Raw genomic sequence first — 19,338 nt, 5'->3', positions numbered from 1 at the left:
GCAGGGAGGGTGCGATGAACTACGAACGGCCGGCCGCGCACCGGACGATCTTCGCCGTGGACGTCGAGGGCTACGGAGACCGGCGCAGGACCACACCACATCGCCTGGCGCTGCGCGAAGGGCTGTACCGCGCGCTGATCCGGGCCTTCGACGACGCCGGCGTCCCGTGGCGGCACTGCCGGAGGGAAGACTGCGGGGACGGCGTCTTCGTCCTCGTCCCGGCGGAGATCCCCAAGGGGCCCTTCGTCGAGTTCCTGCCCAACGCGCTCGCCGTGGCGGTGCACCGGCACAACCTGACCCACCACCCCGGGGCCCGGATCCGGCTGCGGATGGCACTGCACGCGGGCGAAGTCGCCTTCGACGACTTCGGCGTCACCGCGCCGGCGATCAACCAGACGTTCCGGCTCCTGGAGGCCGCTCCGCTGAGGGCGGCGCTCAAGTCCTCGCGCGGGGTGCTGGCGCTGATCACGTCGGCCTGGTTCTTCGAGGAGGTCGTCCGGCACAGCGACGGGCTCGACCCGACGACGTTCCGGCCGGTGCCGGTGGCGGTCAAGGAGACCCGCACGACCGGCTGGATCTCGCTGCCGGACCGGCCGTACCCCGCCGACGCGAACCTGCTGGACCGGGAGCCCGCCCCGGTCACGGCGCTCGACGACTACCGCACCTGGCGCCGCCACCGCCGCCACGCCCAGGTGCTGGCCGACCGCGACGACCCCGCGTAGCCGTAGGATCTGGTCCCCTGGACACCGTCGCCGAGGGGAGGCCCGATGACCGTGCACCTGCGTCCGGCGTCCCGCGCCGACCCGCTGCCGGTGCTCGCCGCCGCCCGCCGGATCACCGACGACCTGCGCGACGGCCTGTCCGGCACCCGGGCCCGCCGCGCCGCGCACGGCCTGCGCCGGCTCTTCGGCTTCCCGGGGCTCGGCCTCACCGACCTCTCCGGCTCGCTGCTCTGGTCGGGGCGGCCGGGGCCGGACGCGGTCGTCGCGACGGTCCTCGACGGCGTGCTCCACACCGAGGAACCCGGCTCGGCGCCGGACGTCCTCGTGCTGCCGCTGCACGTCCACGACGAACTGGCCGGGGCGCTGCTGGTCGTCGGCGACGTCCGGGACGCGGTCGCCGGCCAGGCCGCCGACCTCGTCGTCCAGGCTCTGGAGCGAGGCCGGCTCGAAGCGTCGGCCGAGCAGGCGGCCCAGGCCGAACTTCGGGCGCTGCGGGCCGAGATGTCGCCGCACTTCGTCTACAACGCGCTGACCGTCATCGCGTCGCTGGTGCGCTCGGACCCCGACCGCGCCCGCGACCTCATGCTCGACTTCGCCGACTACACGCGCTACAGCCTGGCGCGCCACGGCGAGTACACCGTGGTCGCCGAGGAGTTCCGCGCGATCGAGACGTACCTGGCGCTGCAGCGGGCCGTGCTCGGCGAACGGCTGCGCGTCCAGGTGCGGGTCGCGCCGGAGATCCTCGCCGTCGCGGTGCCCTACCTCGTGCTGGAGCCGTTGGTGGAGAACGCGATCCGGCACGGCATCGAGCCGCGGTCGGGTACCGGGCTGGTCCAGGTGCACGGCCAGGCGGAAGGGAACGACTGCGTGATCTTCGTCGAGGACGACGGGGTGGGCATGAACCCGAAGCGCGCGGCGGACATCCTGGCCGGGCGCACCGGCGACGACGACCCCGCGGGCCTCGGACTGGCCAATGTGGACCGGCGGCTGCGGGACGTCTACGGCGCCTGGTACGGGCTGACCGTGGAAACCGAGGTCGGCGCGGGCACCCGGGTGATCGTGCGGGTGCCGCGGTTCCAGCCGGGGGTGCTGCCGTGACCGGGCTTCGCGTACTCGCCGTCGACGACCTTGCGCCGGCGTTGGACGAGTTGTGCCGCATGCTGCGCGAAGCGCCCGAAGTCGGCGAAGTCGTCGGCGCGGCTGATGCGCTGAAGGCGTTGAGGCTGCTTCAAGCCGACCGCTTCGACGCGGTGTTCCTCGACATCTCGATGCCGGGCCTCGACGGTCTCGAACTCGCCGGGCTGCTGGCGAAGCTGAGCGAGCCGCCGGTGATCGTGTTCGTCACGGCGCACGACGGGCACGCCGTGGCGGCATACGGCATCGGCGCCGTCGACTACCTGCTCAAGCCGGTGCGGGCCGAACGGCTTTCCGCCGCACTGGCCAAGGTGACGCGCAACGCGACGCCGTCGTCGCGCTCGATCCCGGACGCGATGGCGGCTCTCCCCGTGGAGTCCGGCGGGCGCACGCGGTACGTCCGCCGCGACGACGTGCTGTTCGTGGAGGCCCACGGCGACTACGTCCGGCTGCACACGCGTGGCGGGGTGCACCTGGTGCGGATGCCGATCTCGCGGCTCGAGGAGTACTGGGAGGGCACCGGGTTCAGCCGGGTGCACCGCGGGTTCCTGCTCGCGGTGGGGGCGGTGCTGGAACTGCGCAGCGACTCGGCGGGCGGCCTGCTGGCCCACACGGACGCCGGCGACGTCCCGGTCAGCCGCCGGCACGCGCGTGACCTGCGGGACCGGCTGCTGGAAGCCGCTCAACGAGGTCAGCTCGGGCCGGGCTCGCGATGAGCAAGATCCGCCGGGTCGCCGTGACCAGCCCGCAGACCCGCCTCGCGCACGCCCGGCGCCGCTCCCGGCACCGCTGGCGGCAAACCCGCCTCCCCGTGGGCAACACCCAGCGCGCCACCACGCTCTACCGCGCCCAGCGCCGCCGCGGCGTGCCCGCCCTCGTCCTGATGTTCGTCCTCCTCCTCGGCCTGCCCGGCGTCTTCGCGATCTTCCCGAGCCTGGACACCGCGCGGCTGCTGGGGATCCCGGTGTCCTGGCTGATGATCGCCGTGCTGCCGTACCCGGCGATGGCCCTGCTGGCGCGCTGGCAGCTGCGCCGCGCCGAACGCCTCGAGGACGACGGCTAGTGGGCGTCGCGCTCGCCGTCGCACCGGTCGTGCTCGTGACGCTGCTGATCGGCGTCCGCGGGGTCGCCGCGATGCGCACGACGTCGGACTTCCTCGTGGCCTCACGGCGGATCTCTCCGCTGGTGAACTCCGCCGCCGTCTCGGGCGAGTACCTGAGCGCGGCGTCGTTCCTCGGCGTCGCCGGGCTCGTGGTCAAGGACGGCATCGGGGCGCTGTGGTACCCGGTCGGCTTCACCGCCGGCTACATCGCGATGCTCGTACTCGTGGCCGCGCCGATGCGGCGCTCGGGCGCGCTGACCGTCCCCGACTTCGCCGAGGCACGGCTCAACTCCCCCGCCCTGCGCCGCCTCACCGCCGTCGTCGTGCTGGTGATCGGCACCATCTACGTCGTTCCGCAGTTCCGCACCGCCGGCCTGGTGCTCACCGCGGTCGGCCACACGCCGTACTGGGTCGGCGTCGTGCTGGCCGGCGCCGCGGTCAGCGTCACCCTGGCACTGGGCGGCATGCGCGCGGCGACGTACGTCCAGGCCTTCCAGTTCGTGCTGAAGCTGCTGCTGTTCCTGATCCCGGCCATCTGGCTCGTGCTGCAGGCCGGCGCCGTCAACCGGACCGACGCCCTGAACCCGGTCGAGTTCACCCACTTCGCCCGCGAGACGCCGGTGAAGTTCGAAGTCGAAGTCACGATGGAAATCCGCGAGCCGACCGCCGTGCGGCGCAACGGTGTCGTGGAAACCCTGCCGCCCGGCGAGTTCATCGCGCGCAGCCAGGACGAGGTCGTGTTCGGCGCGGGCGCGGCGGTCCCGGCGGTCCGCGGCGGCGCCCCGCTCGGCGGGCACGACTGGCAGCGGCCGCTGCTCGACCTCGGTGACCAGGGCTACCCGCTGCTCGGGACGTGGGCGGTGCTGATCGCGACCATGCTCGGCACGATGGGCCTGCCGCACGTGCTCATGCGCTTCCACACCAGCCCCGACGGCCGCGCCGCCCGCCGCACCGCCGCGATCACGGTCGCGCTCCTCGGCGTCTTCTACCTCTTCCCCGGCGTCTACGGCGTCCTCGGCCGGGTGCTCGTGCCCGGGCTCTACCTCTCCGGCGCGACGGACACGGTCGTCGTCGCGCTGCCGTACCAAGTGGACAGTGGCTGGGCCGGCGGTCTTTTCACGGCGTTGCTCACCGCGGGCGCGTTCGCGGCGTTCCTGGCGACGTCGCTCGGCCTGCTGCTGGTGATGTCCGGCGCGATCGCGCACGACCTCGTCCCGGGCGGGCTGCGCCGGCTGCGGATCGCGGTGTTCGGCGTCGCCGCGATCATGGTGCTGCTGGCGCTGCGGTCGGCCGAGCTCGACGCCGGGGTGCTCGTCACGTGGGGCTTCACCGTCGCCGCGTCGACGTTCTGCCCGCTGCTCGTGCTCGGCATCTGGTGGCCGCGGCTGACGGCGGCCGGCGGGATCGCCGGGGTGCTGACCGGGCTCGTCGCGTCGTCGGGCTCGATCCTGTTCGCCCTCGCCGGGCCGCCGCTGCACGGCTGGGTGGCGATCTTGGTGCAGCAACCGGCACCCTGGTCGGTACCGCTGGCGTTCGGCGTAATGGCGTTGGTCTCCTTGCGGGGCAGGCCACCCGCCTGGTCCACGGCCGCGATGTTGCGCCTGCACCTGGACGAACCCCGTTCGTCGGGACCGCGCGACCGTTCGTCAACCGTTCGTCGTCTGGCCCGGCTGTTGAGCCGCTGAATCTTCACTCCGACCTCACGCCTCCCTACGGTGACGCGGACCACTTTCCGCAATGTCGCAGGGAGCAGCGATGAGCACGACGGACACCGGCGGCGGGCCCCCGGACACGTCAGAGACCATCTGGGAACGCGCGCACGAGAGCACCGAGTTCCGTGAGCTCCGCAGCCGCCTGCGCCGGTTCGTCTTCCCGATGACGGCGGTGTTCCTCCTCTGGTACCTGCTGTACGTGCTCCTCGCGGACTACGCGCACGGCTTCATGAGCACGAAGGTGTTCGGCAACGTCAACATCGGCTTGATCTTCGGCCTGCTGCAGTTCGTCTCGACGTTCGTGATCACCGGCCTCTACGTCCGGTACGCCAACCGGAAGCTGGACCCGGTCGCCGAGAAGATCCGTGAGGACATCGAAGGCGAATCCGCGAAGGAGCAGGCATGACGACGAACATCGCCGCGGGTGTGGAAGGCAGCAACCCGCTTCTCAACATCCTCATCTTCGCCGCCTTCGTCCTCATCACGCTGGTGATCGTGTTCCGCGCCAGCCGCAACACGAAGACCGCGTCGGACTACTACGCCGCCGGCCGCGCCTTCACCGGTCCCCAGAACGGCATCGCGATCTCGGGTGACTACCTTTCGGCGGCGTCGTTCCTCGGCATCGCGGGCGCGATCGCCATCAACGGCTACGACGGCTTCCTCTACTCCATCGGCTTCCTGGTCGCGTGGCTCGTCGCGCTGCTGCTGGTCGCGGAACTGCTGCGCAACACCGGCAAGTTCACGATGGGCGACGTGCTGGCGTTCCGGATGAAGCAGCGCCCGGTGCGGGCCGCGGCCGCGACGTCGACGCTGGCCGTGTCCTTCTTCTACCTGCTGGCGCAGATGGCCGGTGCCGGCGGTCTCGTCGCGCTGCTGCTCGGCGTCGAAGGCGGTGGCGCGCAGGCCCTCGTGATCGCCGTGGTCGGCATCATCATGATCGCCTACGTCCTCATCGGCGGCATGAAGGGCACCACCTGGGTGCAGATCATCAAGGCCGCGCTGCTGATCGTCGGCGCGCTCGTGATCACCCTGTGGGTGCTCGGCAAGTACAACTTCAACTTCTCCAGCCTGCTGCAGGCCGCCGTCGACAAGGCGGGCAAGGCCGGCGAGACGCTGCTCGGCCCGGGCAAGCAGTACGGCGCCACCGGAACGTCCAAACTGGACTTCTTCTCCCTCGGCATCGCCCTGGTGCTGGGCACCGCGGGTCTGCCGCACGTCCTGATGCGCTTCTACACGGTGCCGACCGCTCGCGACGCGCGTCGCTCGGTGGTCTGGGCGATCGTCCTGATCGGCGTGTTCTACCTGTTCACGCTGGTCCTCGGCTACGGCGCCGGTGCGCTGGTCGGGCCGGACACGATCAAGAAGGCGCCGGGCGGGGTGAACTCCGCGGCCCCGCTGCTCGCGCTCGAACTGGGCGGGCCGGTGCTGCTGGGCCTGATCTCCGCGGTCGCCTTCGCGACGATCCTCGCGGTGGTCGCCGGCCTGACGATCACGGCGTCCGCGTCCTTCGCGCACGACGTCTACGCGAACGTCGTCAAGCGGGGCAAGACGTCGCCGGACTCGGAGGTCAAGGTCGCCCGGATCACCGCGGTGGTGATCGGTGCTCTCGCCATCGGCGGCGGCATCCTGGCCAACGGGCAGAACGTCGCGTTCCTGGTGGCACTCGCGTTCGCGGTGGCGGCGTCGGCGAACCTGCCGACGATCCTGTACTCGCTGTTCTGGAAGCGGTTCAACACCCAGGGCGCGCTGTGGTCGATCTACGGCGGCCTGGCCATCACGATCGTGCTGATCGTCTTCTCGCCGGCGGTGTCCGGCAAGAGCACGTCGATGATCAAGACCGCGGACTTCGCCTGGTTCCCGCTGAGCAACCCCGGCATCGTCTCGATCCCGGCCGCGTTCATCCTGGGCTGGCTGGGCACGGTCCTGTCGAAGGAGCACGACGAGAAGAAGTACGCCGAGATGGAGGTCCGGTCCCTGACCGGCGCGGGCGCCGAGAAGGCCGTCGCGCACTGACGTCCCCGAGACACCGAAGGCCGTCGCGAGTCACCCTCGCGGCGGCCTTCGGCCATTCCGTGGTCAGTACGGCAGTTTTCCCTCGGCGACGCCCGCGAGGGTCGCTTCGAGGTGCTTGCGGGCGTACTGCCACAGCCCGCCACCCAGCGAGATCCTCGCCACCCCCAGTTCGGCGAGGCCGCCGAGGCCCGGGCTGCCCGGCCACGCGGGCGCGTTGACGGCCCCGCCGACCCCCGGCACGAACACCGCGAGCACCTCGGGCGTGCGCAGGTGGATCGGATAGACGCAGTCGGCGCCCGCCTCGAAGTAGGCCTTCGCCCGGGCGATGCCGTCGACCAGGTGGTCCTTCGGATCGACGCCGCGGAAGGAATCGACGCGGGCGTTGATCACCAGGCCGTCGCCCGCCGCCTCACGCAGGGCGGCGATGCGCTCCGCCTGCTCGGCGACCGGCCGCACGTCACCGGTGGCGTGGTCGGTGTCCTCGAAGTTGCAGCCGACGGCGCCGGCGTCGAGCAGCCGGGACGCCAGCTCGGCGCCGGACAGGCCGTAGCCCGACTCGGCGTCGACGGTCACCGGGATGCTCACGGCGTCCGCGATGCGTTTCGCCGCCGCGAACATCTCGCCGGCCGGGGCCTTTTCGCCGTCGGGGAAGCCGAGCGCGGACGCCACGGCGACGGAGCTGGTCGCCACGACCGGGAACCCGGCGGCCTCGACGAGCCGGGCGGTGTCGGCGTCCCACGCGTTCGGCAGCACCAGCGGCTTGCCGGGGACGTGCAGCGCCCTGAGCGCGGCGGCGCTCACGCGTCGCGCTTCGGAAGCGGGCTGTGACTGGTCACGGCCATGCGGTTCCAGCTGTTGATCGCGATGACCTCCCACGCGATCGCGCGGTACTGGTCTTCGGTGAGCACCTTCGTCGCCTGCTCGTAGACGTCGTCGGGGACGCTCTGGGTCGCCGACAGCTTGGTCATCGCCTCGGTGAGGACGAGGGCGGCCTCCTCCTCTTCGGTGAACAGGTCGGTCTCGCGCCAGCCGTCGAGCACGAACAGCCGGCGGGCCGACTCGCCCAGCTCGAGGGCGTCGCGGCTGTGCATGTCGAGGCAGTACGCGCAGCCGTTGAGCTGGGAGGCCCGCATCTTCACCAGTTCCAGCAGCTTCGGGTCGACTCCCGCGTTCGCGGCGGCCTTGTTCACCTCGGCCTGCAGGTTCGCCATCGCCTGGTAGATCTCGGGCGCGCGCCCGAGTCCGATTCGCTTCGTCATGGCATCCACGCTAGCCGGAACTGGTCCACGGGTATGGTCCAGTCACATGACGGATTCGTGGTCCAGTTCCGGCCTCGACGTCCACCTCGGCTGGGAGCCCTCGACCGGCCGCGGCGGCCTCGCGGAGGCGATCCGCGCGGCCATCCGCGAGGGCCGGTGGCAGGCGGGTTCGGCGGTGCCCTCGACCCGGTCCCTGGCCCACGACCTGGGCGTCGCGCGCGGCACGGTCACCCGCGTGTACGCCGACCTGGCCGCCGAGGGGTACCTGCGCACGGCCCAGGGCGCGCCGACCCGCGTGGCGACGGCGGGCTCGCTGCCCCAGTCCGCGCCGCGGCAGGCACCGCGCGAGCCGGCCCCGCGCTGGGACCTGCGGCCGGGACGTCCGGACCTGACGGCGTTCCCCCGCCAGGCGTGGATCAGCGCGACCCGCCGCGCCCTGCTGCGGACCCCGGCGTCGGCGTTCGGCTACGAGTCGGAACTGGGCGCGCCCGAGCTGCGGGACACCCTGGCCGGCTACCTCGCCCGGGCCCGCGGAGTCGTCGCGGACCCGGACCGGATCGTGGTGTGCCACGGGTATTCGCACGCGATCGCCGTGGTGTCCCGCGCGCTTTCCTCGCTCGGCGTCGGCGAAATGGCGTTCGAGAACCCGTCGCTGGAGATGTACCGCTCGATCGCGGCGGCGCAGGGCCAGCGGGTCGTCGGCGTCCCGGTGGACGAGCACGGCCTCGACGTGTCCGCTTTGGACAGTCCGGCGGTGGTCGTGACGGCGGCGCACCAGTACCCCACCGGCGTCACGCTGGCCCCGCACCGCCGCACCGAGCTGGCCCGATCGGGCGCGTTCGTGCTGGAGGACGACTACGACGGCGAGTTCCGCTTCGACCGCCAGCAGGTCGGGGCGCTGCAGGCGCTCGCCCCGGAGCGGGTGATCTACGCGGGGACGGCCAGCAAGACGCTGGCCCCGGCGCTCCGGCTGGCGTGGCTGGTGCTGCCGCGGACGCTGGTGGAGCCGGTCCACGCGGCACTGGCCGACAGCGGGTCCCGCCCGGCGGTGCTGAACCAGCTGGCGCTGGCCGAGCTGATCCGCTCGGGCGCGTACGACCAGCACGTCCGCCGCAGCCGGGCCGAGTACCGCTCACGCCGCGCTCGTCTCATGGCCGCGCTCCCGGACTTCGTCCGTCCGCAAGGCATCGCGGCCGGCCTCCACCTGCTGCTGAGGCTCCCGCCCGACGGCCCCTCCGAGGCGACGGCCTTGGCGGCCTGCCGCCGCCGCGCACTCGGCTTAGAAGGCCTGACGGACTACTGGATGACCCCCAACGGCCCCGGCGGCCTGATAGTCGGCTACGCGGCAACCCCAAAACACGCCTTCGCCGGCGCAACCCAAACCCTGGTAGAAGCCCTCTGGGAAATCACGTCCTAACCCCAGACACGCGTCGTCCCCCAAGTACGCGAGTCGTCCGTCTGTGTACGCGTGTCGTCCGTCTGCGTACGCGTGTCGACCCTCCAGACACGCGTGTCGACCTCCCGATCACGCGTGATGCCCCTCCAATCACGCGTGATGCCTCCCCAGACACACGTGATGCCCCTTCGATCACGCGAGATGCCCCGAGCGGGCCACCCCCGAACCGGGAGTGGCCCGCATTCGCCGTCAGAACCAGCGGTCAGGCCGGACGCGGAGCAGTTCCGTCCGCAGCGCGGGCGTCCCGTCGACCGGCGCCGGGTCGTCCGCGGTCGGCACGATCCCGCCCGCGGCCACTCGATCCAGGGTCTTCAGCCCCTGTGCCCCGACCGTGCCGAACACCGTGTAGTTCGGCCGCAGCGCGGAATCGCCGTACACGACGAAGAACTGCGAGCCGTTCGTGTCCGGCCCCGCGTTGGCCATGGCCAGCAGCCCGCGCGCGTAGACCTTGCGCGCGCCGGTCGGGTCGGTCGGCGCCGGCGGCAGGTCCACCGGCAGCTCGTCCTTGTACTTGTAGCCCGGCCCGCCCTCGCCGGTCGCGCTCGGGTCGCCGCACTGCAGGACCTTCAACGTCGGATACGCGGTCAGCCGATGGCACACCGTGTGGTCGTAGAACCGGTGGTTCGCCAGGTGCAGGAAGCTCTGCACGGTGCACGGTGCCTTCGCGCGGTCGAGCCGCAGCGGCAGCGCGCCCTGGCTGGTCGGGACGGCGACGTCGACCTTGCCGTGGCTCGGCGTGTGCCGCGGGTCGGGCGGCAGCGGCACCGGCCGCGACGCCGGTTCGTCCGGCGTCTCGGTGTACTGGCACGGCCCGTGCGTCGTCTTCGGCGGCGGCGCGTCCGCCGCGGTGGCTACGCCGCCGCCGGCCGCGAACAATGCGCCGACCGCCAGCGCGGTGACGAGTGTCTTCTTCATCCTGCACGCCCTCCCAGTGATCGCCCGGTTCCGGAGCGCCCCGCAGTCTAGGGCTCGGCACCGACAACAAGAACCGGCGAAAGTCGCTCGCGTCACGCGGTCGGGTGAACCTCGACGCCGGAACCCCCGAAATTGTCGGACCCCCGGCGCACGATGGTCAGCACGCGGCAAACCCGCCGCACCCGAGGGGAGAGCGTCATGACATTCCGGCGAAGACCCGTTGCCGTGACACGGTTTCTGCTCACGCGGCTCGCGTCGGCGGTCCGGGCCGCACTACGCCCGCAGGTCCGCGATCAGCTCATCCGCGGCGGCGAACGGATCGATCTCCCGTGCGACGACGCGCTCGGCTACGCCGGCGAGCCGTCCCCCACCCCGCAGGTCGGCCAGCTCGGCTCGCAACCGCCGCACTGCGATGGCCTCGACCTCGTCGCGTGCCCGCGCCACCCGGCGCCGGGCCAGCTCGTCGTGCTCCACCAGCCAGTCGTGGTGCGCGGCCAGCGCGTCCACGACTTCGTCGATGCCCTCGCCCTTCGCCGCCACCGTCCGCACGATCGGCTGGCGCCAGCTCGCGCCCCGGATCTCGCGGCGCGCCAGCGAGATCATCTGCTTGAGGTCGTGCACCGTCGCGTCCGCGCCCTCGCGGTCGGCCTTGTTCACGACGAAGACGTCGGCGATCTCCAGCACTCCCGCTTTCGCGGCCTGGATGCCGTCGCCCATTCCCGGCGCGAGCAGCACCACCGTGGTGTCGGCCAGCTTCACGACGTCCACTTCGGACTGTCCGACGCCGACGGTCTCGATCAGCACCACGTCGAAACCGGCGGCGTCGAGCACGCGCACCGCCTGCGGGGTCGCCCACGACAAGCCGCCGAGGTGCCCGCGCGTGGCCATCGAGCGGATGAACACGCCGGGGTCGGTGGCGTGCTCGGTCATCCGGATCCGGTCGCCGAGCAGCGCGCCGCCCGAAAACGGCGAAGACGGGTCGATGGCGAGCACCCCGACCCGCTTGCCCTCCGCGCGCAACGCGGTGAGCAGCGCCGAGGTCGATGTCGACTTGCCGACACCCGGCGGTCCGGTCAGCCCGATGACCCGGGCCCGCCCGGTGTGCGGGGTCAGCGCTCGCGCGATCTCGGCGACGCGGGGATGGGCGTCCTCGACGAGCGACAGCAGCCGCGCGACGGCACGGGGCTGCCCGTCCCGCGCGCGGCCGACCAGGTCGTCGAGGTCGAGTGCGCCGGCCACTTACGCGGACGGCACCCGCAGCAGGAGGGCGTCGCCCTGGCCGCCGCCGCCGCACAGCGCGGCCGCGCCGAGCCCACCACCGCGGCGGCGCAGCTCGTGGATCAGGTGCACGGCGAGCCGGGCCCCGGAGGCGCCGATCGGGTGGCCGAGGGCGATGGCCCCGCCGTTGACGTTGACCTTCTCGGGGTCGAGGCCGAGCTTCTCGGTGGAGACGAGCCCGACCGCGGCGAAGGCTTCGTTGATCTCGACGAGGTCGAGCGCGTCGGCGCCGAGGTTCGCCTTCGCCAGCGCGGCGAGGATGGCGTTCGACGGCTGCTCGTGCAGGCTGGCGTCCGGCCCGGCGACGACGCCGTGCGCGCCGATCTCGGCGATCGCGGTGAGGCCGAGCTCCTCGGCCTTCGCCTTGCTGGCCACGACGACCGCGGCGGCGCCGTCGGAGATCTGCGAGGCCGAGCCCGCGGTGATGGTGCCGTCGGAAGCGAAGGCGGGGCGCAGCTTGGCGAGGCTTTCCGCGGTGGTGTCGGCGCGGACGCCTTCGTCGGTGTCGAAGACGACCGGGTCGCCCTTGCGCTGCGGGATGGAGACGGGCGCGATCTCGTCGGCGAAGTAGCCGTTCTTGATCGCCTCGGCCGCGCGCTGGTGCGAACGGGCGGAGAACGCGTCCTGCTGCTCGCGGGTGACGCCGTAGCGGGAGTTGTACTTCTCCGTCGAGGAGCCCATGGCGACCTGGTCGAACGCGCAGAAGAGCCCGTCGTAGGCCATGTGGTCGACGAGCGTCGTGTCGCCGTACTTGAAGCCGGAGCGGGACTTGGGCAGCAGGTGCGGCGCCTGGGTCATCGACTCCTGGCCGCCGGCCACGACGATGTCGAACTCGCCGGCCCGGATCAGCTGGTCGGCGAGCGCGATGGCGTCGAGGCCCGAGAGGCAGACCTTGTTGATCGTCAGGGCGGGCACGCTCATCGGGATGCCCGCGGCGACCGCGGCCTGGCGGGCCGGGATCTGGCCGGCGCCGGCGGTGAGCACCTGGCCCATGATCGTGTACTGCACCGCGTCCGGGGAGACCCCGGCGCGTTCGAGGGCCGCCTTGATCGCGACCCCGCCCAGCTGTGCCCCCGTGAAGTCCTTGAGGGATCCGAGCAAGCGCCCGATCGGTGTACGGGCGGCACCCAGGATCACGGAACCGGACACGGCGTCCTCCAAGCTTCGGCGCATGGGCAGTTTTTCCGACCATACCCGGAGGGCGGGCTTCTTGATGGAGCCAGTGTGAGGCGGGGCACGCGACGATTCTGGGGGAACGCCGGGCGGGCGCCCCCTATCCTGCCTCCATGAATGACGCCCTGCGGCCGTTCGTGACGGCCATCGACCACGTCGGCATCGCGGTCCCGGACCTGGACGCGGCCATCGAGTTCCACCGCACGCACTTCGGCCTGGAAGTGGCGCACGAGGAGGTGAACGAGGAGCAGGGAGTGCGCGAGGCGATGCTGCGCGCGCCCGGCACGGCGGGCACGGAGACGCAGATCCAGCTGCTCGCCCCGCTGCGCGACGACTCGGCGATCGGCAAGTTCCTGGCCAAGAGCGGCCCGGGGCTGCAGCAGCTGGCGTACCGCGTGTCCGATGTGGACGCGGCGTCCGCGGCACTGCGCGAGCAGGGCCTGCGCCTGCTGTACGAGGCGGCGAAGCGCGGAACGTCCAACAGCCGGGTGAACTTCATCCATCCGAAGGACGCGGGCGGCGTCCTGGTGGAGCTGGTGGAGCCGGCCAAGGACAGCGCGGCGCACTGAGCACCAAACCCGTTCCGGCGCAACAACTCCGGCGCGGGGCAACCACACTTCGGTGACAACAATCAGGGCGGGGGGGGTGGGGGCGGGGCGGGGGGACGGAGAGGCCAGCTGACTTCGGCACTTCCCGGGCCGGCGCGTCAACGGCCCGAGCCCAGTCCGGCCGCGCATCCCCGCGCGCCGGAGCCGCACCGCCGCACCCCGCCGGGCGCCGCATCCCCGCACGCTGGAACCGCGCGCACCGCCCGCGCCGCACTCTCGCACGCCGGAACCGCGCGTCCGCACTCCCTCGCACCGCCGGCGCCGCGCTCCCGCACGCCGGAACCGCGCCCCCGCTGCACTCCGCGGGCACACGGCCCCGGCCACGGCTAAGCCGGCACGGTCTTCGACACGAGGGCGTCGGCGATGAACGTCAGCTCGCCGTCGAACTCGGCGGGCAGGTCGTCGTCCGAGTGGCGGGCCGTCGCGTGGCGGTGGCTGACCGCGCGGGCCAGCAGGCCCGACGCGCGATCGATGTCGGCCGCGGGCACGCCGCCGCCGGTTGCCGCCAGGATCACCGCGTGGACCTGGCGCACGAGCACCTGGAAACGCTCGTGGAGGGCGTCGCGGACGACGTGGTGGGTGTCCGCCTCGCGCCACAGCAGGTGCGAGAGCCCGAGCGACCGGCTGAAGCGGTGGTCGAGCTCGCGGACCAGCCGCCGCAGGCTACCCACCAGGTCGCCGGGGACGACGACCACGGCCGGCTCGATGCGCTCGTCGGGCAGTCGCTCGACCAGTGCGGTGAGCAGGTCCGCCTTGTGCCGGAAGTAGTAGTGCACCAGCCCCTTCGGCACCCCGGCCCGCTCGGCGATGCGAGAGGTCGGGGTGGCGTCGAAGCCGGACTCGGCGAAGAGCGCCTCGGCGGCGCGGAGGATGCGCTCCTTCGCCGAATCCTCGGTCATGCGGGTGCCTCCTGGTCCGTCAGTGCTGGCCTGCCGTGCGGTGCGCGGCGCTCGCGACCGGCATCGCTGCCGCGCCGGCGATGACCACGAGCACCCCGGCGATCCAGGACGTCCAGGACGCGCCGTTGAACTCGGTGTATCCCATCACCCACGGCGCGATGAAGAACAGCACACCGAGCGCGATCTGGATGCCTTCGCCGTAGACCATGCCCGGCATGGCCAGCGAGACCAGGCCGTCGAGTGCGATCAAGGCGCCCAGGACGACCATCGTCCACATCGCGGTCGAGTCCGTGCTCAGCCAAAGGGGTGAAAGAGCGGCGACGACCCCGATGACGACCTCGGCCCAATCGTGTGGCCGGGCCCATGCGCGCGTAGAGACTTCACTCATTCGTGCTCACCTCCGTCGGTGAAACTGCTGGTCGGGTGGGTGTTCCCACGGCCGATGATCCGCTTGACTGGCCAGCCGGTCAAGACTGATCGGTCACAGTTCGACGTGTAATCGTGCTGTCCGTCTCGTACAGTTGTGTGCGCGAGTTACCGGCGAGTAATTTCTGCCGCCAACGCCGTTGACCCCCATCTCCGCGGAGGAACCGATGACGCAGCTCGGCGAGATCCAGCAAGCCATCCTGAACGGCGAGTCCGCCGCGGTCGGCTCCCTGCCCGTCCCCGAGAGCTATCGCGGGGTGACCGTGCGCGCCGACGAGGTCGACATGTTCGAGGGCCTCGAGAGCCGGGACAAGGACCCGCGCAAGTCGTTGCACCTCGACGACGTCCCCGTGCCCGAGCTGGGCCCGGGCGAGGCGCTGGTCGCCGTGATGGCGAGCGCCATCAACTACAACACCGTGTGGACCTCGATCTTCGAGCCGATCCCCACATTCAAGTTCCTGAAGAAGTACGGGAAGCTCTCGCCGCTGGCCAAGCGGCACGACCTGCCCTACCACGTCGTCGGCTCGGACCTGTCCGGCGTCGTGCTGCGCACCGGCGTCGGCGTGCACAACTGGAAGCCGGGCGACGAGGTGGTCGCGCACTGCCTGAACGTCGAGCTCGAGAGCCCGGACGGGCACAACGACACGATGCTCGACACCGAGCAGCGGATCTGGGGCTTCGAGACGAACTTCGGCGGCCTCGCCGAGATCGCGCTGGTCAAGGCCAACCAGCTGATGCCGAAGCCGGACCACCTCACCTGGGAGGAAGCCGCCTCCCCCGGCCTGGTCAACTCCACCGCCTACCGCCAGCTGGTCTCACGCAACGGCGCGGACATGAAGCAGGGCGACGTCGTCCTGATCTGGGGCGCCTCGGGCGGCCTCGGCTCCTACGCGACGCAGTACGCGCTGAACGGCGGCGCGATCCCGGTCTGCGTCGTCTCCAGCCCGGAAAAGGCCGCGATCTGCCGGAAGCTCGGTGCCGAGCTGATCATCGACCGCAGCGCCGAGGACTACAAGTTCTGGAAGTCCGAGACCGAGCAGGACCCGAAGGAGTGGCAGCGCTTCGGCGCGAAGATCCGCGAGCTGACCGGCGGCGACGACCCGGACATCGTGTTCGAGCACCCGGGCCGCGAGACGTTCGGCGCGTCCGTCTACGCCGCGCGCAAGGGCGGCACGATCGTCACGTGCGCGTCGACCTCGGGGTACATGCACCAGTACGACAACCGCTACCTGTGGATGAACCTGAAGCGGATCATCGGCTCCCACTTCGCGAACTACCGCGAGTCCTGGGAAGCGAACCGGCTGATCTCGAAGGGGCTGATCCACCCGACGCTGTCGAAGACGTACCCGCTCGAAGAGACCGGGCAGGCCGCGCTGGACGTGCACCGCAACGCCCACCAGGGCAAGGTCGGCGTGCTCGCGCTCGCCCCGCAGGAAGGCCTCGGCGTCCGCGACGAGGAGAAGCGCGCGAAGCACATCGAGGGGATCAACGCCTTCCGCGGTGCCTGACCAAGAGGCCTGATCACGACGCTGATCACGACGACGCCGGGGGCGGCTGCCGCTCCCGGCGTCGGATTCCGCCCGGATACCACCGGATCCGGCCAGTTCCCTTCGCCGCATCACACGGCGCGTTCGGCGCACCGCACGGGTGCTCACCCTTCCGTGACCGGGCTGCGACTACGGTAGGCCCATGAGCCTTGGCGATGAACGGGAGCTTGTGCCGCTGGGAGCCGGCTTCGACGTAGCGAAGCGCGGGTACAGCCGAGCGCAGGTCGACGAGCACCTCGAACGGCTGGACGCCGACCTCAAGATGCTCACGGCCGATCGGGACGCCGCCATCGCGCAGGCCGGCGACCTGGCCCGGCAGCTGGAGATCGCGCGCGGCGAGATCGCGGACCTGCGCGGGCAGGTCGACCGGCTCGCCCAGCCGCCGACGAGCGTCGAAGGCCTGTCCGAGCGGCTGCAGCGGATGCTGCGCCTCGCACAGGACGAATCCGCCGACACGCGCGCCCGCGCCGAAGCCGAGGCCGGGCACATCCGGGCCAAGGCCGAGACCGACGCGAGTGCCATGCGCGCCCGCTACGAGCAGCTGCTCACCGAGCTCGACCTGCGCCGCAAGGAGATGGAGGCAGAGCACCGCAAGGTGCTCGAGGACGCCCGCGCGCAGGCCAAGGAGATCACCGACAAGGCCGAGGCCGAGCGCACGAAGCTCGACGCCGAATCGTCGGACCGTCGCACGAAAGTCGAAGAAGACTTCGAGATCGCGATGGCCGCCCGCCGCACCGAGGCGATGCGCGTGCTGGCCGAGCAGGAGGCGGCGAGCAAGGCCGAGGCCGCCCGCCGCGTCCAGGAGGCGACGCAGGACGCCGCCGACATCCGCGCGAAGGTCCTCGAAGAAGAGAAGACCGCGAAGGCGGACATCGAACGCCGTTCGCGGGAGTCGATCGCCGAGGCGAACAAGCGCCGTCAGGACTCGATCACCGAGGCCAACGCCCGGCTCGCGGAAGCCGCCGACGAGGCGCGGCGCCGCGTGACGACGGCGACCGAGGAGTCGAACCGGCGGATCACCCAGGCCAACGAGCGCGTCGACAGCCTGCGCAAGGTGCGCGGTGGGCTGGCCGAGCAGGTCCGCGCGGCGCGGGCGGTGCTGGCCGAGGCGCACACCGTCCTCGGTGACGAGGTCAAGGTGCCCGCCGACGTCACGACCGACCTGAAGGCCGACGACCTCAAGACGGAAAAGCCGGCGGAGGACACCGGGAAGACGACGCCGGTGAGCGACGTCGAGCAGACCATCCGGATCAAGGCTTCCGATGTCCCGAAGCCGAAGCCCGCCCCCAAGCAGGCCGCCAAACCGGCTCCGAAGCCGACACCGCGGCCAAGCGGAGCGCAGAAAGCGACTGGCGAGTAACCTTCCACCCGACACGGGCGCGGACGAGCAGGCACGGTCGGTACCGACCGGCTATCGTCCCTGCTCACGCGGGATCACCTGGAGGTTTTGCGCATGGGTGCGGCATATCGGACCGTGGTGGTGGGCACGGACGGCTCGGAGTCCTCGTTCGCGGCGGTGGACCGCGCGGCGGCGGTGGCCGGCGACGCGGGCGCCACGCTCGTCATCGCGTGTGCGTTCTACCCGGCCAGCAAGACCGACGTCGACAAGGCCCAGGACGTCCTCGGCGACGAGGCGTACCAGGTCGTCGGCTCGGCGCCGGCTGAGGACACGCTGCAGTCGGCGCGGGACCGGGCGGTGCGGGCCGGCGCGCAGAAGATCGACACGCTCGCGGTCAAGGGCGACCCGGTCGACTCGCTGCGCAAGGTCGTGCACGAGCGCGAGGCCGACCTGCTGGTGGTCGGCAACCGCGGGCTGAACACGATCGCCGGCCGGATCCTGGGCTCGGTGCCGTCGGAGGTGGCGCGCAAGTCCGGCGTGGACGTGCTGATCGTCCACACGACCTGAGCACGTGACCGATTCGAGCGAAGAGCTCCAGCAGCGGCTCGAACGCGTCCTGCTCGGCGGCAGGCGGAAGTACACGCGGCTCGAAGTGGCCGAAAAAGCCGGCGTGCCCGAGGAGCGGTCACGCCGGCTTTGGCGTGCACTGGGGTTCGCGACGGTGCGCGACGACGAGGTCGTCTTCACCGACGCGGACGTCGAGGCGATGCGCACCGCGGACCAGCTGGTCCAGTCGGGGTTGATCGACCCGAGCATCGAGGTGTCGGTGACGCGCGCGCTCGGCCAGCACCTGTCGCGGCTGGCCGAGTGGCAGGTCGACATGCTCTGGCAGCTGATCAAGGAGCAGCCGGAGCTGGGGCGCAGCGAGCGCCAGGTGGCCCGGCTGGTCGACCGGCTGCTGCCGGAGCTCGAGCGGGTGCAGAACTTCGTGTGGCGCCGGCACCTGGCGGCATACGCCGGGCGGGCGTTCGCGGCGCCGGACGAGAGCCTGGAGGCGCGCACCCAGGTGGTCGGGTTCGTCGACATGGTCGGCTACACGCGCCTGACGCGCCAGATCGACGAAGAAGAGCTGAGCCGGGTCCTCGACGCGTTCGAGCTGCTGGCGACGGAGACGATCGCCGAGCACCACGGCCGCGTGGTGAAGATGATCGGCGACGAGGTCCTGTTCGTGGCGGACGCGGCGGTCGACGCGGCGGAGATCGCCCTGGCGCTGACGGAGCGCACGTCGGCGGACGAGACCCTGCCGGCGGTCCGCGCGGGAATGGCTTCGGGTCGCATCCTGTCGCGCTTCGGTGACGTGTACGGCTCGGTGGTCAACCTGGCGGCCCGCCTGACATCGGTGGCCCGCCCGGGCACGATCCTGGTGGACCGCGAGCTGGCGTCGGAGCTTTCGGAGGAGAAGGCGTACGAGCTGCGCCAGCGCAGGCCGGTGACGGTCCGCGGCTACAACCGCCTGCGCCCGGCAGCGCTGCGGCGGGCGAGTGAGGCCCCGACGGGAATGTTCGCGAGCTCGCAGCAACTGGCGGCGGAGATGCTGGGCCTGACCAGCCCGGTCGCGGAGCCGGCCGCCGAGGAGGAGACGGAGCCCCGCCCCCGCCGCCGCAGACGAGGGCGCAACCGCTGACCCACAGACAGCCCGCACCGCTCTTAGGCAGGGCCCCGGCAAAGTCGCAGTGGCTCGCTCACCCGCAGCTC

20 protein-coding genes are annotated in these 19,338 nt (G+C 71.7%); 13 read left to right on the top strand and 7 right to left on the bottom strand.

From position 1 onward, the window contains the following. Nucleotides 1–14 precede the first annotated feature (14 nt). From ABZ342_RS03690 to ABZ342_RS03660, 7 genes are all read left to right on the top strand, one after another. Nucleotides 15–722: a hypothetical protein gene (locus ABZ342_RS03690; protein WP_360468453.1), complete on the top strand. Its 708-nt coding sequence runs from the start codon at nucleotides 15–17 to the stop codon at nucleotides 720–722. A 45-nt stretch (nucleotides 723–767) separates the two neighbouring features. Next, nucleotides 768–1,820, top strand: coding sequence for a histidine kinase (locus ABZ342_RS03685; RefSeq protein WP_196425494.1), 1,053 nt, complete (start codon nucleotides 768–770; stop codon nucleotides 1,818–1,820). Next, a complete protein-coding gene (locus ABZ342_RS03680; protein WP_360468452.1) occupies nucleotides 1,817–2,572 on the top strand; it encodes a LytTR family DNA-binding domain-containing protein in 756 nt (251 codons plus the stop codon). The genes ABZ342_RS03685 and ABZ342_RS03680 overlap by 4 nt, the downstream gene beginning before the upstream one ends. Further along, on the top strand, nucleotides 2,569–2,919 hold the full coding sequence (locus ABZ342_RS03675) for a hypothetical protein (RefSeq protein ID WP_360468451.1): 351 nt from the start codon (nucleotides 2,569–2,571) through the stop codon (nucleotides 2,917–2,919). Before ABZ342_RS03680 ends, ABZ342_RS03675 begins: the two co-directional genes overlap by 4 nt. Further along, nucleotides 2,919–4,643 (top strand): cation acetate symporter, encoded by a 1,725-nt coding sequence (locus ABZ342_RS03670; protein ID WP_360468450.1) that lies wholly within the window; start codon nucleotides 2,919–2,921, stop codon nucleotides 4,641–4,643. Before ABZ342_RS03675 ends, ABZ342_RS03670 begins: the two co-directional genes overlap by 1 nt. A 70-nt stretch (nucleotides 4,644–4,713) precedes the next feature. Further along, nucleotides 4,714–5,076: a DUF485 domain-containing protein gene (locus ABZ342_RS03665; protein WP_155544972.1), complete on the top strand. Its 363-nt coding sequence runs from the start codon at nucleotides 4,714–4,716 to the stop codon at nucleotides 5,074–5,076. Further along, a complete protein-coding gene (locus tag ABZ342_RS03660; protein ID WP_360468449.1) occupies nucleotides 5,073–6,683 on the top strand; it encodes a cation acetate symporter in 1,611 nt (536 codons plus the stop codon). The genes ABZ342_RS03665 and ABZ342_RS03660 overlap by 4 nt, the downstream gene beginning before the upstream one ends. A 63-nt stretch (nucleotides 6,684–6,746) precedes the next feature. Here the strand turns inward: ABZ342_RS03660 and ABZ342_RS03655 are convergent, their stop codons facing one another. Continuing rightward, nucleotides 6,747–7,484: an isocitrate lyase/phosphoenolpyruvate mutase family protein gene (locus ABZ342_RS03655; protein WP_360468448.1), complete on the bottom strand. Its 738-nt coding sequence runs from the start codon at nucleotides 7,482–7,484 to the stop codon at nucleotides 6,747–6,749. Then, nucleotides 7,481–7,942, bottom strand: a complete 462-nt coding sequence (locus ABZ342_RS03650; protein WP_196425493.1) for a carboxymuconolactone decarboxylase family protein — start codon at nucleotides 7,940–7,942, stop codon at nucleotides 7,481–7,483. The genes ABZ342_RS03655 and ABZ342_RS03650 overlap by 4 nt, the downstream gene beginning before the upstream one ends. Before the next feature lie 46 nt (nucleotides 7,943–7,988). Here ABZ342_RS03650 and ABZ342_RS03645 point away from each other — a divergent pair, with 46 nt between their 5' ends. Beyond that, a complete protein-coding gene (locus ABZ342_RS03645; protein ID WP_360468447.1) occupies nucleotides 7,989–9,359 on the top strand; it encodes a PLP-dependent aminotransferase family protein in 1,371 nt (456 codons plus the stop codon). A 228-nt stretch (nucleotides 9,360–9,587) separates the two neighbouring features. Here ABZ342_RS03645 and ABZ342_RS03640 read toward each other — a convergent pair whose 3' ends face one another. The 3 genes from ABZ342_RS03640 to ABZ342_RS03630 all read right to left on the bottom strand — a co-directional run bounded on the left by ABZ342_RS03640 (nucleotide 9,588) and on the right by ABZ342_RS03630 (nucleotide 12,740). Beyond that, nucleotides 9,588–10,313, bottom strand: a complete 726-nt coding sequence (locus ABZ342_RS03640; RefSeq protein WP_360468446.1) for a peptidylprolyl isomerase — start codon at nucleotides 10,311–10,313, stop codon at nucleotides 9,588–9,590. A 273-nt stretch (nucleotides 10,314–10,586) separates the two neighbouring features. Beyond that, nucleotides 10,587–11,552, bottom strand: a complete 966-nt coding sequence (gene meaB, locus ABZ342_RS03635) for a methylmalonyl Co-A mutase-associated GTPase MeaB (RefSeq protein ID WP_360468445.1) — start codon at nucleotides 11,550–11,552, stop codon at nucleotides 10,587–10,589. Continuing rightward, on the bottom strand, nucleotides 11,553–12,740 hold the full coding sequence (locus ABZ342_RS03630; protein WP_360468444.1) for an acetyl-CoA C-acetyltransferase: 1,188 nt from the start codon (nucleotides 12,738–12,740) through the stop codon (nucleotides 11,553–11,555). 137 nt (nucleotides 12,741–12,877) lie between these two features. On the opposite strand from ABZ342_RS03630, the gene mce reads away from it, so the two are divergent. After that, on the top strand, nucleotides 12,878–13,333 hold the full coding sequence (gene mce / locus ABZ342_RS03625) for a methylmalonyl-CoA epimerase (protein WP_360468443.1): 456 nt from the start codon (nucleotides 12,878–12,880) through the stop codon (nucleotides 13,331–13,333). A gap of 365 nt (nucleotides 13,334–13,698) precedes the next feature. On the opposite strand, the gene ABZ342_RS03620 is transcribed toward mce, so the two are convergent. Then, nucleotides 13,699–14,271 carry a TetR/AcrR family transcriptional regulator gene (locus ABZ342_RS03620; RefSeq protein ID WP_360468442.1) on the bottom strand — a complete coding sequence of 191 codons (573 nt, stop codon included), beginning with the start codon at nucleotides 14,269–14,271 and terminating at the stop codon, nucleotides 13,699–13,701. 19 nt (nucleotides 14,272–14,290) lie between these two features. Continuing rightward, entirely contained in the window at nucleotides 14,291–14,659 is a 369-nt protein-coding gene (locus tag ABZ342_RS03615) for an SPW repeat protein (RefSeq protein WP_196425492.1), read from the bottom strand. Nucleotides 14,660–14,864: 205 nt separating this feature from the next. Here ABZ342_RS03615 and ccrA point away from each other — a divergent pair, with 205 nt between their 5' ends. The 4 genes from ccrA to ABZ342_RS03595 all read left to right on the top strand — a co-directional run bounded on the left by ccrA (nucleotide 14,865) and on the right by ABZ342_RS03595 (nucleotide 19,267). Next, on the top strand, nucleotides 14,865–16,205 hold the full coding sequence (gene ccrA, locus ABZ342_RS03610; RefSeq protein ID WP_155544962.1) for a crotonyl-CoA carboxylase/reductase: 1,341 nt from the start codon (nucleotides 14,865–14,867) through the stop codon (nucleotides 16,203–16,205). Between the two features lie 181 nt (nucleotides 16,206–16,386). After that, a complete protein-coding gene (locus tag ABZ342_RS03605; protein ID WP_230862682.1) occupies nucleotides 16,387–17,604 on the top strand; it encodes a chromosome segregation protein in 1,218 nt (405 codons plus the stop codon). A gap of 93 nt (nucleotides 17,605–17,697) precedes the next feature. Then, nucleotides 17,698–18,150, top strand: a complete 453-nt coding sequence (locus tag ABZ342_RS03600) for a universal stress protein (protein WP_155544961.1) — start codon at nucleotides 17,698–17,700, stop codon at nucleotides 18,148–18,150. A gap of 4 nt (nucleotides 18,151–18,154) precedes the next feature. After that, entirely contained in the window at nucleotides 18,155–19,267 is a 1,113-nt protein-coding gene (locus ABZ342_RS03595) for an adenylate/guanylate cyclase domain-containing protein (protein WP_155544960.1), read from the top strand. The last annotated feature ends 71 nt before the right edge of the window (nucleotides 19,268–19,338 follow it).

The sequence above is a fragment of the Amycolatopsis sp. NPDC005961 genome (assembly GCF_040629235.1).
In the GTDB taxonomy this organism is placed as follows: Bacteria; Actinomycetota; Actinomycetes; order Mycobacteriales; family Pseudonocardiaceae; genus Amycolatopsis; species Amycolatopsis camponoti.
Note: the sequence above shows the minus strand (reverse complement) of the source record. Positions and strands in the feature narration are given on the sequence as shown.